This window comes from Shewanella septentrionalis, from assembly GCF_025370265.1.
Taxonomy (GTDB): domain Bacteria; phylum Pseudomonadota; class Gammaproteobacteria; order Enterobacterales; family Shewanellaceae; genus Shewanella; species Shewanella hafniensis.
Genome location: NZ_JAMTCC010000001.1, coordinates 42,468 through 56,912, shown reverse-complemented (window position 1 = coordinate 56,912; position 14,445 = coordinate 42,468). Strand labels below are relative to the sequence as shown.

The window sequence follows — 14,445 nt, the reverse complement described above, 5'->3', positions numbered from 1 at the left end:
AATAAAGAGTAACTGAAAGCAGATGTAAATACTAAGGTTGAATTGTAACGCAATTTGAGCGGGAATGAGGCGTGGGATTTACGCTTGTTGTTTTAGATTGCAGCCAATAATGGATATAAAAAAGCCCGCAATGAATGCGAGCTTTTATGCAAATAGGTGTTGGTTACTCGAACCGCCACACCGAATTGGATTAGATTAAGAAATCTTCCATAGAACGACCTTTGTTGATCTCGTTCTTAAATACGGTTGGCATACGGCCTTGGCCAGTCCACTGAACCATTTCACCGTCAACTTCGATTTGGTATTTAGCTGGACGAGGAGCGCGTTTTTTCGCGGTTGCTTTAACAGCTACGCCACCTAAGTCATCAATTGATAAACCAACGGCTTCCATTTGTTGACGGATTTCTTCAATCTTAGCATTACGAGCTGCCATGGCTTGTTCTTCTTCCTCAGCCATAGACTCGCGTTCTACTAAAATTTTATCTAATTTGTCGGCTAAATCACGTAACTCTTCAACGCTAAGTTCTTTAACTGCTGCTTTAAAACGACGGCCGTGAGTTAATATCTCTAAAAATTCGCTCATATCTATTTTCGTCCCACTCTAATTTTTAATACAGGATAATGGTGAACAACACCTAAATGATAGAAACTAATATAGCTCGAATCAAATAAAATTATGCGTTTTAAGTAAATTAAATATTATTTATATTTTGAACTTTTCTTATTTCCTCAAATAAGTGTTCAAAAAAGTAGCCGTTGCTGAGGATTAAAAAATGCAAACAGGCGTTTGACTTTGGTTGACGTTAACGTTAACAGGACGTAAAGTTGCTCTATCCTGCATTGGTATTAACCAATGTTTTGTCCATGTACATGAAAGTGTAGGAAGGAAACCCTATGAAAGTATTGGTGCCCGTTAAGCGCGTTGTTGATGCCAATGTGAAGGTCAGGGTCAAAGCTGACAATACAAGTGTTGACACCGCAAACCTGAAAATGGCGTTGAACCCTTTTTGTGAAATCGCAGTAGAAGAAGCGGTTCGTTTAAAAGAAGCGGGTAGCGCTACTGAAGTGGTTGTTGTCAGTATTGGTAATAAAGCCGTTCAAGAACAATTGCGTACTGCGCTCGCATTAGGTGCAGACCGTGCGATCCATATCGATACTGAAGACGAACTGGTGCCAGTATCTATCGCCAAATTGCTCAAAGCGGTACAAGACAAAGAACAAGCTGAACTGGTGATTTTTGGTAAGCAATCTATCGATGGCGATAACAATCAAACTGGTCAAATGTTCGCGGCGCTGATGGATATGCCACAGGCGACCTTTGCTTCTGAGATCAAATTAGAAGGTCATTCTGTGCAAGTCGCTCGCGAAGTTGACGGTGGTATGCAAACCTTACTTATGCCGCTGCCTGCAGTTGTGACTGCCGATCTACGTTTGAACGAACCTCGTTATGCTTCACTGCCTAACATTATGAAAGCCAAGCGTAAGCCATTAGAAGTCTTTACTGTGGCCGACTTAGGCGTGACATTAAAGAGTCACCAAACGGTTGTGAAGGTCACTCCGCCAGCAGAACGTAAAGCAGGCATCATGGTAGCGTCGGTAGCTGAGCTAGTTGAAAAGTTAAAAAATGAAGCGAAGGTGATCTAAATGGCCATTTTAGTATTAGCTGAACATGATAATGCCGCACTGAAACTCGATACGGCAAAAATCGTCACTGCCGCCCGCGCTATTGGCGATGAAGTGCACGTATTGGTTGCGGGTCACCAATGTGGCGCGGTTGTCCAAGCTGCACAAGCGCTACAAGGCGTTAGCCAAGTGCTCGTTGCCGATGCCAGCGTGTATGAAGCGCATTTAGCGGAAAATTTTGCCAAATTGCTGGTGGACTTAGCGCCAAACTATGGCCACATTCTGGCTTCTGCTTCGAGCTTAGGTAAGGACACGCTTCCGCGTGTGGCTGCATTATTAGATGTTGCGCAAATCTCTGAAGTCATTACCGTCGTCAGTGCGGATACTTTTGTGCGCCCTGTGTATGCGGGTAACGCCTTAGCGACAGTGCAAAGCCATGATGCCATCAAAGTGATGACAGTGCGCGCCAGTGCCTTTGATGCTGCACCAGAAGGTAACAGCGCGGCTGTGACGACACTCGATAAAGTGTTTGAAGCGAGAACTCAGTTTGTTTCTCAATCTTTGACGGTATCTGCTCGTCCAGAATTAGGTAATGCTGGCATTATCGTATCTGGCGGCCGCGGAATGGGTAGTGGTGAAAACTTCGGCATGTTAGAGCAGCTTGCTGACAAGCTCGGTGCTGCGGTTGGCGCATCACGCGCAGCCGTTGACGCGGGTTTTGTGCCTAACGATTTACAAGTGGGTCAAACTGGTAAGATTGTGGCGCCTAATCTCTATATTGCCGTGGGTATTTCTGGCGCGATTCAACATTTAGCGGGCATGAAAGACGCGAAAGTTATCGTTGCTATCAACAAAGACGCTGAAGCGCCTATTTTCCAAGTTGCCGATTATGGCTTAGTTGCGGACTTATTTGAGGCGGTTCCTGAGCTGATCACAAGTCTCGGTTGATTTAATCTGTGATCTGGGTCACATTAAGTGGCTTTGCGGTAGCATCTGCTAAGCCGCTTATGTTTTTATGTGCCTCACGCCCGCGTACGGGCGTTCTTAGAAGTAGAGGCGCGCCAAATATTAGTAGTGATCAGTAGGGTGATTCCGTTGATCGATTGCGAAAGGATTTGGTGCCGAAGTGGTTCGATTTATCACGATCAACTGCTGGGGTTGCACTTAATAGGTGCAACACTGCCATAGTATTTTCCGATACGGATGTTGGAAATAGTTACTATGGAGCGCTACTGATAGGACAGGTGACCTTGGGTATCTATTGCCTTTCCCCACCAGTTCAGTCGCCCTCCATTCGTATTTAACGAAGATAATAATCAATGACTGTTATGAATTATGCCGATTCGGCACTTTCCTTGCTGCCGCCTGCGGTGGCTATTGTGTTGGCGATCTTAACTCGCCGTGTACTGCTTTCTTTGGGGTTAGGTATTTTAATTGGTGCTTTATTGCTCAATCAATTTTCACCTGTAGCGACGGGTGAATTTGTATTTAATGGCGTTAAAGGACTTTTTTGGACGGGCGAAGGCCTTAATTCGTGGAACTTATATATTCTCGGTTTCTTAATTGTACTGGGAATGATCACAGCGTTAATTACCGTCAGTGGCAGCGCGCGGGCTTTTGCCGATTGGGCGCGTTTACATATACGTAATAAACGTGACGCTAAACTATTAACCATGTTTTTAGGTTGTGTGGTTTTTATTGACGACTATTTCAATAGCTTAGTCGTAGGTTCGGTCGCTAGACCTGTTACCGACCGTTATTATATTTCCCGCGCTAAGTTAGCTTATTTATTAGATTCGACTGCCGCTCCTGTGTGCGTTATTTCTCCTGTATCAAGTTGGGGCGCCTATATTATTGCGCTTATTGGTGGAATATTAACGGCCCACGGTTTTGCTGATACGGGTCATTTGAGTATTTTTATTCAAATGATCCCAATGAATTTCTACGCAATCTTCTCTTTGTTATTATTACTTTTCGTAGTTTTTATGGGATTAGATGTTGGGCCAATGCGCGAGCATGAACTCAATGCCCAACGTGGTAATTTATACGATGAGTCAAAGGGATTACCGCCAGGGGCGAATGCGGATTTACCCGAAGCCGAAACCGGTAAGATCTTAGGCTTATTCCTGCCAATTACTGTGCTGGTATTTGCGACCCTGTATTTTATGATCAACAGTGGCGCTCAAGTACTTGCCGCTGAAGGGATTGAATTTAATATTATTTCAGCGTTTGAGAAAACCGATGTCAGTTCATCCCTTTTCTTTGGTGCATTAATCGGTTTAGCGATTTCGCTGATATTGAATTTAGTCCAAGGCGTTGAGAAATCAATGATAGTCAAAGGCATAGTGCAGGGCGCTCGCTCTATGCTGCCAGCGATTTATATCCTGTTATTTGCTTGGACTATCGCAGGCGTGATTGGCCAGCTCGAAACTGGTAAGTTTATGGCGAGTCTCGCGACGGGCAATATTCCGTTCGCGTTTTTGCCAGCGCTTATGTTTGTGTTAGCGGGTATTACTGCGTTCTCAACCGGTACTAGCTGGGGCACGTTCGGTATCATGTTGCCGATTGCTGCGGATATGGCGATGGGAAGTCACACTGGCATGATGTTACCTATGCTTGCCTCTGTGCTGGCGGGCGCGGTATTTGGCGATCACTGTTCACCGATTTCCGATACCACGATTTTGTCGTCTACGGGCGCGAGTTGTCACCATATCGACCATGTGGTCACTCAGCTACCGTATGCATTGATTGCGGCGTTTATTAGCTTAACGGGTTATGTGGTACTTGGATTTACTGAATCAGTCTCCGCGGGTTTAGTCGCGTGTGCGCTAGTATTTGTGCTCAGTGTTATTGTGCTGAAAATTAAGTCTAAAAGTGTTTAACACGTAAGTTACGACTATTTTTATTTTAAACATGTAGGCGCAATACCAGTATTTTGAATCTAGAGTTTTGTAACATTGCGAATGCATAAGCATTAAGGCACAAGCTAAGGTTTGTGCCTTTTTTCATCTATAATGAAACGGGTTATGAATAGTAAAGGATAAGTGTGCGACCTAAAAATCATGATGACTACCAGCAGGATGCACTTATTGAGTTCAATCGGGATATCACTTGGCGCATGTTTACTGGTGCCCTCATTTATGTTGCCTGCTGGAGCTGTATTGTTATTCCTTACAATGTGCTATTAGGCAATATTATTCCTTGGGAATTGATGTGGGTATGTTTTGCATTCTTGGCGTCATCTGGCGTCATCTGGCGTAATTCGTTTGAGTTTTGTATATGATTTTTATGTGAAATCTAAGAAAGATCCGCATACCAATCGTTTAGGGCTTTATGTGGGATTGTTAGCCAATAGTGCCACTTGGAGTGGAGTGACTGCTTTTATTGTCTACCATCCAGAGTTTGAGTCTATGGGTCATTTCATTATGGTTATTTTTGGCATTTTATATGCCTTTATTAGCCTGAGTCTCTGTATCGATAAAGTGCAATTACGCATTTACCTCATTAGCTATATTTTGCCCATTTCGATTGCTTATTTTACCAAACAGGGGAGTGATAATGTGTATATTGCCTGTTTGCTATGGGCCTCTACAGTACCTGTTTATAGGATCGCTATGATGCACCATAGGGAATATTGGTCTTTGTTTCATCAGGCGTATTTGTTAAAAAACTACTCGGCTAAGCTCGCCGAATTGGCTCGTACCGATGACTTAACGGGTTTAATGAATCAGCGTAGTTTCAATCAGATTTTTGAACAAGAGATCCAGCAGGCAGTAGAGTCTCGTCAAAGCTATGGCTTACTTCTTGTCGATATTGACCATTTTAAAATGATCAATGACTCTTATGGACATTTGACAGGTGATCATTGTTTAAGCCAAATTGGTCTCATTTTAAATAGATTAATCGAGGATAATATAAAGGTTGCACGCTATGGCGGTGAAGAGTTTGTGATTCTATTGCCTAATGCAACTGAGGAAAAAGCGTTGGCGTTAGCTGAAACGATTCGCCAAAACTTGTCTGCGAGTGTTTTTCGTTTTATAGAGCGTGAGTTTACGATCACTGTTAGCGTTGGGGTGGCTGTCACTTATCCACAGCAGATAACGGATGCACAGCGATTATTTCAATTTGCAGATGAGGCTATGTATGCTGCCAAAGCAGCGGGACGTAATCGGGTTGCGTTATACCAATAATTTTTAGTATCTATATGATTATTAAGGTATAAATTGCTTTTAATCCGCTCTTTATTTGCCTTGCAGGCACACTCTTTACGTGTTGCATTGACTTAAAGGGATATGGCCATTTAAGTCAGTGCGTCTTGGATTCAAATGTCACTGATGCTCTGAATTGGTTAGATATTTAAGGTGATTGGTCTTAAACATAGCGGTGATAAGAAGAACTAAAAAAACAGCCAACAAATTGTTGGCTGAAGATTTATCGCCTAAAGGCATTCAATTGAGTGAAATTAGCTTGTTAGCATTAATTTAAATATTGCTATCTAGCCCGCGGCGTTTTAGCAATCCTTGTGTCGTTGGCTCTTGTCCACGGAAGTTTTTGTAGGCTTCCATTGGCGCTATGCTATTGCCCACTTCACGAATGGTTTTGCGGTACTTCATGCCGATTTCACGATTGAGCCCGCCTTGGGTTTGAACATAGGCAAAGGCATCCGCCGCTAAAATCTCACTCCACATATACGCGTAATAACTTGCCGAGTAACCGCCGGGGAAGGCATGGGCAAAATAGGTCGACTTATAACGCGGCGGTACGGCGCTGATATTTAAGCCGTGCTTTCTCAGGGCATTGGCTTCAAAGGTGGCCACATCTTGCAGTGGTGCATCTGGGCTTAATGAATGCCACTCCATATCCACTAATGCGGCGGCCATGTATTCCAGTGTGTCGAAACCTTGGTTAAAGCTGCCGGATTTCAACAGTTTTTGCAGTAGTTCATCGGGAATGGGTTTGCCGGTTTCATAGTGTTTAGCGTAGTTGGCCAACACTTTGGGATGGGCCGCCCAGTCTTCTTCGAAGGTTGATGGGAATTCGACAAAGTCGCGGGAAACCGAAGTGCCCGCCAGACTTGGATATGTCACTTTGGAGAACATACCGTGGGTACCGTGGCCCATTTCATGGAACATGGTGGTGACTTCGTTATAGCTGACGAAGGTCGGTTGACCCTCTGGCGCTTTCTTAATGTTCATCACATTGACGACCACAGGTTTAGTGCCTTCGAGGAAGGATTGGCCGACGAACGAACTCATCCAAGCGCCGCCACGTTTACCTTCACGGGCAAAATAGTCGGCGTAGAAAATGGCCATGCTTGAGCCATCGGCATCAAACATTTCGTAGGCTTTCACATCGGGATGATAAACCGGTAAATCTGGGCGAGGTTTTAGGGTGACGCCATAGAGTTCTTTGAGTGTGTAGAGCACGCCATCTTCGAGGACGCGGTTAAACTCAAAGTATGGGCGAATGCTATTACCATCAAGGGCGTATTTTTCTTGGCGGACTTTCTCGGCGTAGAATTCCCAGTCCCATGGCGCCAGTTCAAATTTGCCGCCAGTCTTGTCGATCATTGCTTGAATATCGGCCGCTTCTTTCTCTGTATTAGCGACTACGGCTGGCACCATAGAGCCAAACATGCTGTAAACCGCTTCTGGCGTTTTGGCCATTTGCGGCGCTAGGCGATAACTGGCCCAGTTTTCATAACCTAATAGGGTGGCGCGCTCAGCGCGCAGTTGTGCTAAACGAGATACCAGCGACGCCGTTTCGTTTTCACCACTTAAGCCACGGTTAGCTGAGGCTTCCCAAATGCGTTGGCGCAGTTCACGGTTTTCCAGTGAGGCCAATACGGGCTGACGAGTGGTGTTGGTGATGTTGATCAGATACTTGCCATCGTGACCCGCTGCTTTAGCATCGTTTGCGGCCGAAGTGATTTCGCTGTCAGTTAATCCTGTAAGCTCATCCTTAGACTCCACGACCACGGCGATTTCTTTGGTTAAGCGCAGTAAACGTTGGGAGAACTCGTTGGTCAGTGTTGACTGTTCTTCGTTAAGAGCACGGATCTTCACTTTCTGCTCGTCGGTGAGTTTAGCGCCCGCCATGATAAAGCGTTGATGATAGACCTCAACCAAACGCACAGCTTCTGGGGTTAACCCTAGGTTAGCGCGATCGTTATAAATGGCTTCGATGCGGGCAAATAGCGCTGGATTTAAGTTGATATTGTCCGAGTGGGCCGCCATTTTGGGTGCCATTTCACCTTGGATTTTACGCAGTTCTGGATTGCTGTTAGAACCCGCTAAATTATAAAACACACTCGATGCGCGGCTGAGCAGGGCGCCACTTTTTTCCATCGCGACAATAGTATTATCGAAACTGGCCGCGGCGGGATTATTCGCAATCGCGAGGATTTCTTGATAGTGCTCGGCCATGCCTTGCTCTAGTGCAGGTGTAAAGTGCTCATTCTTGATGATACTAAAGTCGGGCGCTTGATATTGTAGGCGACTGACTTGAAAGAAGGGGTTTTGGGCTTGTATCGACATGGCGTTAGGGGCTTTGCTTTCTGTGTTGCTACAACCTGCCATAAATCCGGCGGTGAGTGTGGCGCCGATGGCGATGGCAATAAAACGTTTACGCATAATTGAGTGACTTCCTTTGAATTGTTGTTTTTTTAGGACTGTAACGTTAGTAACTTAAATGGGACTGAAAATGGCTTGTTATCGGGCTGTGGCTAAATAAAAAGGAGTCCCGTTTTGATGAGACTCCTTTGACTATTTCCTTGCAGGGAAAATCGGTACCGCTTTTTACTGACTATTTAATCACGCGATGATGAGATGATTAATTAGCGAGTAAACTTGTGGTATTTATCAATACCAGAGCTTCTACCTGAGTTATGACATACTGCACAGGATTCAGTCGTTGGTTGTTTAAACCAATCTGCCACGCTCGGAACGCTGATCTCACCACCGTTGCTCACCATATGCGCTTTCGCAGAATCAATCGTATGGCAGGCATAGCAGTTCGCAGATACAGGGCTGGTCATCTTGCTGCCGGGTTCCAAAATGTATTGATTAGGAATGTTATCTAAATCAATCGCTTTATCATGGCAGGCAACACAACTGGTGACAGGATTGATCGCCCCTGCACCGTTAGCCGCATTCGCTTGAGTTCCATCCGCTTTCATTTCACCAACTTTAGCGCCATTACCCCAGTGCCAGCTGTGAACCATAGGGCCAAAACCTGCGCCTAAAGCGGCTGATGTGCGTGCCATACCGTTATCGTGACAGGCAATACAGCCATTACCGCCGTCATCGAAGGCCCCATTTTTGTGGAATGCAGTGGCATCGTTATGGCAAGTGGTACAGCTGTTAGCGCTCACTATCTCACGACGTTCGAAGCCAGAGACTTTTTGAGCCGTGACAGGGTTAACGACGTCTGAGTAGGCGGTAAAGGATACGCCCATGGAGCCGTCATAACCTGTCGCTCTTAGGCTACCATTACTTTGATAACGTTGATTGCCATCATATTCCATCCAACCTGCGGTACTGAATGTCACGCGGGCAGAGTAAATATAGTTAGCATTCACTGCGCTGATATCCGTCAGTAAGTGACAGATGTTCTTAGTGCCGTCGGTGTTGTAACCATAGTAATAGTTAGTACGATTACCTGGGCGGCCCACTAAACTGCCATTTTCATAGGCATGCAGATAGGCTCCGGCATATACCAGCGGTTTCTTGGCATCAAATACCAGCGGATCTGAGTAGTTGAAGTTATCTTTGATACTAAAGATATTGCCATCGACATCTTTTACTGTGAGGGTTGTACACCAGCCTGGGGCTGTGACTGCCGCTGCTGCACCTGTTGGTGCATAGTGATCTGTTTTCGTTGAAATATCATCGACTTTCACTGGGGCTGCTAATGTGACCTTGTATTTAGCGCGTATAGCTTGGCGTTCAGTAATGCCAGACTTGCCTTCATGCATAGTACGGACATCGGCACCTTTACTTGGGATAGTAACGCCTGGTACACCACCACTATCATGGCAATCGATACAACCGGGTCCTGCTAGGTTAATGTTAGTTGGGGCTTCAACTTGACAGGATGAACAGTTTTGTACTGAAAAGTCTTTAGTAAAATCTTGGTGATTGATATGGCCAATTTTAGATAAGGTGTTTGTCGTATAGCCACCCACAGAGAAACCTTCCGCATTGACCACTGCGCGACTTACTGAGCCGTGACACACTAAGCAGCCTTCTACGAAGGTGACTTCACCGTCCATACCGGTTGCAACATAGCTTGCATGGCGACGAGGACTTGTGGCGTAATCGACGTGACAGGAATAGCAACTATCGGTTGTGGTGGAATGAGTGCCTTCGGGTTTATTGACCACTAAGGGGGCCGAACGTGCGATACCTGTTGCGCTATTGCCGCCAACGCGTAACCACACAATGCCTTCAGTACTAGGATTGACGCCTAACATTGGGGCCACAAAAGTGTAGTGACCGTCGCCTAAAGAGGTCGGTGTGGCGCCTTCTGTCGCTTGAGTTGCCGCGCCACCAATATGCACATTGTCTGCAACGCCATTGAGATCATTTTCGGTACGGTTATCCTTATAAAACAGTATTTAAGGTTAAATTAAGCTTGTGTTAACAAAATTTAATCATTTGGTGGCTGGTGATGGCTTTTATCGTGCTAAGGATTAAATAAAGTGAGCTGGAGTTGGTTAAGTCGACGATGGGAGAGTAAAACGCTGGATAAGTCAGCGCAGTTGCAGTAATTCATGATAAAAGCTTAGTCGCTGCTAGTGTTCTGATGTGAAGCGCAATGTTAGACTAGCGGCCAATTTGGCTCCGATGGCAGACGCGTAAGCGCTAACGTTTTTTAAAGGGTATAAGTCTTGGCTCAATTGTATTTTTATTATTCGGCGATGAACGCTGGTAAATCCACTTCCTTATTACAGTCATCCTATAACTATCGCGAACGCGGTATGAATACCTTAGTGATGACAGCCTCCATAGATGACAGATATGGCAAAGGTAAAGTGGCCTCGCGCATCGGCATTGAAACGGATGCACAGGTTTTTAGTAGCCAAGATGATCTGACTCAGATGATTAGCGATGTGCATCAAGCCACACCATTAAGCTGTGTGCTGGTTGATGAGTGCCAGTTTTTGAGTAAAGAACAGGTTAAGCAGCTGACGCATGTGGTCGATAATATTGATATTCCTGTACTCTGTTATGGTTTAAGAACGGATTTCCAGGGCGAACTTTTTAGCGGCAGTCATTATTTATTAGCGTGGGCCGATAAGTTGGTTGAGCTGAAAACCATTTGCCATTGTGGCCGTAAAGCCAACATGGTGGTGCGCCTCGACGGTGACGGCAAAGTGATGCGCGAGGGCGAGCAAGTGGCGATTGGTGGAAATGAAAGCTACGAGTCCGTTTGCCGTAAACATTTTCGTGAGTTCATCTGGGATTAGTCTTTGCTAGCAGGGTGTTGTTGGCGGTGAGTTTTTTTGTGTGGCTTAATGAGTTGATGTCTTGTTTTACTGAGTGGCAACGGATTTGCTGAGTTGCATGAAAGATATTTATTTTAGTGTTTTTTGGAGCTGTTTTGCCTAATTCCCCGTCAGAGATGAAGTTCGAAAATTATCGTCCTCGTCCACCACAACCCGAACCTAAGGTGAAGGTTAAGACTCCGCGTAAAGCCAGATCTAAGGGCAGGGTCTGGTTCTTATTTTTTATCTTAATTTGCTGTATCGCACTATTGATTGGTCTTGAAGTTAAAACCTCGTTTTATCAAGCCAAATACATCAATCAACATGCTAAGACGCTCACCTATGAATTAGATAACTCACCGAGCACAGCGGTGATTTATCCAAGTTATGGCCCTTTCGATGAGCGCCATGGCTATAGCAAGTTACCTCAGTATATTGACAGGTTACTGCAACGGAATTTTCAGGTGACGCAGCAAGTGGCGTTTTCGCCTGCCTTGCTGGAATACGCGCAGCTGGGATTTTTCCCGCCTTATCACGAAAAGGCACAATCTGGCTTAACGCTGCTCGATTGTCGCAATACCGATTTGTACGAGTTCGCCTATCCCAAACGGGTTTATCAGGACGACGATAAGATCCCCAATGAAATCGTTAATACCTTATTGTTTATTGAAAACCGCGAGTTATGGACCACGGAAGATAAACTCAATCCGGTGATCGACTGGCCACGCTTTGTGGTGGCGGGGATGAGCCAAATTGCAGAGATGGTCGGCATGAATGTGTCCACCGCCGGTGGCAGTACGCTGGCGACTCAGATTGAAAAATTCCGCCATTCTTCCCAAGGCTTAACCTTAAGCATCAAGGATAAGTTACTGCAAATTGGCTCGGCCAGTGTGCGCGTGTACCAGCAAGGTGAGAATACTGAACCCGCTCGTAAGCGTATTGTCCAAGATTATTTAAACACAGTGCCATTATCCTCGGCGCCCAATCATGGTGAAGTGCATGGTATTGGTGACGGGCTGTGGGCCTGGTTTGGCACCGATTTCGATACTGCAAACAAGCTGTTAGCATCGCCACAAATCAAGGGTAATGCCGCCAAGCGCGGACAAGTATTCCGCCAAGTGGTCGCCTTGATGATTGCCCAGCGTCGCCCTTCATACTATTTATTGCAAGGTCATGAAGATCTTGAAAACTTAGTCGATAGCCATATCCGCTTACTCGGTCAATATTATCTTATTGACCGTGGTCTGCGCGATGCCGCACTCGCGCAGAAATTGCAGTTTAGGGTCACTAAGCCGCAACGAAATACTCAATCGGGCGCCGATAAGGGCGTGAATACAGTGCGTATTCGTACCGCGGGCATGTTAAATGTGGGGCTGTACGATTTAGACAGACTCGACTTAACAGTAAACAGTAGCTTGCACAGTGATTTACAGCAGCAAGTGAGTCACTACCTACGCAGCTTGGCGCAAGTGTCGACCGCTGAGCAAGTGGGTTTATTGGGCGAGCGTTTACTCGAGCCAAGCCAACTGCAAAACGTGCTGTATAGCTTTACGCTTTACGAGCGTACCGACACCGCCAACCGAGTTCGTGTGCAGACCGACAGTACCGATCAACCCTTTGATATTAACGAAGGCAGTAAGTTGGAACTGGGTTCAACCGCTAAATTGCGGGTGATGGCGACCTACTTAGAAATCATCGCTGAGATCCACGAAAAATATTCTAAAAAACATGGTATTGAACTGGAATCTATCATTATCGAACCTAGGGATCACTTAACCCGTTGGGCGATTGATTACTTGATTGTGAATCCTGATAGACGTTTAGATCGCATGTTAGATGCAGCGCTACAGCGGGAATATTCTGCCTCAACCAGTGAGCAGTTCTTTACCGGTGGTGGTTTGCATGTGTTTAATAACTTTAAAAAATCGGAAGATGTTAAGACACCGACACTTTATCAAGCTTTGCAGGATTCGATTAACTTGCCGTTTGTGCGCCTCATGCGCGACATAGTCAATTACAGCAGCAGTATGCAAAACGAGGGCAATATGGCCCAGTTGCTGCGTAATGATAAAGATCCGCGCCGCGACGAATACCTGCGAGTATTTGCCGATAGAGAGGGTAATACCTTCGTCACTAAGTTTTATCGCAAGTATAAAAAAGTGGCTGCGAATGAGCGTTTTGGGATGTTCTTCGACGGTTTATCCCAGTCGGAGCAACAATTAACGTCGGCGTATCGCTACCTCTTGCCCGATGAATCTATGTCGGCATTTAAGGCTTTTCTGCAGCAAAGACTGCCGCAGGTGAGTTATACCGATGGTCGTATTAAGAGCTTATATAACAAGTACGGTCCAGATAAATATAACTTGCCAGATCAAGGTTATATCGCACGGGTGCATCCGTTGGAATTGTGGGTGCTGGATTATCTTAATCACAATCCCGATGCCAATTTGAACGATGTGAAACAGGCGAGTGAAGCACAACGCCAAGAGGTTTATCGTTGGTTATTTAGGACGCGACATAAAAACGCCCGTGACGTTCGAGTGCAAGTGATGCTCGAAGTGGAAGCCTTCCTCGACATACATCAGCGTTGGGCCCGTTTAGGTTACCCCTTTGATGCTATGGTGCCATCCTTAGGTTCGGCGCTCGGCAGCTCGGGTGATAGACCTGCGGCCTTGGCCGAGTTGATGGGGATTATCCAAAATGACGGCTATCGTTTGCCTACCGTGCGTATCAATCAGCTGCATTTTGCCGCCGATACGCCCTATGAAGTGACGCTGCAGAATCAGAACACCCAAGGTGAACGAGTTATGCGCCATGAAGTCGCGCAAGCCTTAAAAGCGGCGCTGGCGAACGTAGTGCAAAACGGTACTGCCCGTCGTTTGAAGGGCATTTTTACCGATGAAAAAGGCGAGATGTTAGCCATAGGCGGGAAAACCGGCACCGGTGATAACCGTATTGTGACTCAGATGCAGCAAGGTAAAAAAGTGGCGACGACTGCCATGAACCGCACCGCAACCTTTGTGTTTTATCTGGGGGATAAATACTTCGGCACTTTAACCGCCTTCGTGCCCGGCAGTAAATCTGATGATTTTAGTTTTACTTCGGCGCTGCCATTGCAGGTGATGAAAGGCATGATGCCTATTCTGTCTCCCTATGTGAAAACCGAGCAGGGAATGTGCGTGGTAAATGAATAAAGGCAGGAGGTTAGTGCCGCGCTAACAACTGCAAGTTAGCAAAGCTCGCTAGTAACAAAGAGTGTTCCTGATGAACACTCTTTGTCGTTTTAAGGCTTTAATTTTCTATCGATTGAGCTTGTTGCAGTGGTTAAAAGGCTG

8 protein-coding genes, 1 pseudogene and 1 riboswitch are annotated in these 14,445 nt (G+C 45.8%); of the genes and pseudogenes, 6 read left to right on the top strand and 3 right to left on the bottom strand.

Going from position 1 to position 14,445, the window contains the following annotated elements; genetic code table 11:
- Positions 1-190 precede the first annotated feature (190 nt).
- Positions 191-583, bottom strand: a complete 393-nt coding sequence (locus NE536_RS00255; protein ID WP_006082339.1) for an H-NS histone family protein — start codon at positions 581-583, stop codon at positions 191-193.
- Between the two features lie 311 nt (positions 584-894).
- Here NE536_RS00255 and NE536_RS00250 point away from each other — a divergent pair, with 311 nt between their 5' ends.
- From NE536_RS00250 to NE536_RS22900, 4 genes are all read left to right on the top strand, one after another.
- The gene (locus tag NE536_RS00250) at positions 895-1,644 is read left to right on the top strand and encodes an electron transfer flavoprotein subunit beta/FixA family protein (protein ID WP_106651012.1); all 750 of its coding nucleotides are present in this window, start codon (positions 895-897) and stop codon (positions 1,642-1,644) included.
- Positions 1,645-2,571 (top strand): electron transfer flavoprotein subunit alpha/FixB family protein, encoded by a 927-nt coding sequence (locus tag NE536_RS00245; protein ID WP_063884896.1) that lies wholly within the window; start codon positions 1,645-1,647, stop codon positions 2,569-2,571.
- Positions 2,572-2,666: 95 nt separating this feature from the next.
- A riboswitch (Lysine riboswitch) is annotated at positions 2,667-2,863 on the top strand.
- Positions 2,864-2,942: 79 nt separating this feature from the next.
- Entirely contained in the window at positions 2,943-4,505 is a 1,563-nt protein-coding gene (locus NE536_RS00240; RefSeq protein WP_261271418.1) for a Na+/H+ antiporter NhaC family protein, read from the top strand.
- Positions 4,506-4,913: 408 nt separating this feature from the next.
- The gene (locus NE536_RS22900; RefSeq protein WP_261271417.1) at positions 4,914-5,813 is read left to right on the top strand and encodes a GGDEF domain-containing protein; all 900 of its coding nucleotides are present in this window, start codon (positions 4,914-4,916) and stop codon (positions 5,811-5,813) included.
- Between the two features lie 291 nt (positions 5,814-6,104).
- Here NE536_RS22900 and NE536_RS00230 read toward each other — a convergent pair whose 3' ends face one another.
- Positions 6,105-8,255, bottom strand: coding sequence for a M3 family metallopeptidase (locus tag NE536_RS00230; RefSeq protein ID WP_261271416.1), 2,151 nt, complete (start codon positions 8,253-8,255; stop codon positions 6,105-6,107).
- Positions 8,256-8,458: 203 nt separating this feature from the next.
- A pseudogene (locus tag NE536_RS00225) lies at positions 8,459-10,225 on the bottom strand (multiheme c-type cytochrome); the annotation flags it as partial.
- Between the two features lie 288 nt (positions 10,226-10,513).
- Here NE536_RS00225 and NE536_RS00220 point away from each other — a divergent pair.
- The gene (locus NE536_RS00220; protein WP_261271414.1) at positions 10,514-11,092 is read left to right on the top strand and encodes a thymidine kinase; all 579 of its coding nucleotides are present in this window, start codon (positions 10,514-10,516) and stop codon (positions 11,090-11,092) included.
- Between the two features lie 134 nt (positions 11,093-11,226).
- Positions 11,227-14,304, top strand: a complete 3,078-nt coding sequence (locus tag NE536_RS00215) for a transglycosylase domain-containing protein (RefSeq protein ID WP_261271413.1) — start codon at positions 11,227-11,229, stop codon at positions 14,302-14,304.
- Positions 14,305-14,445 lie beyond the last annotated feature (141 nt).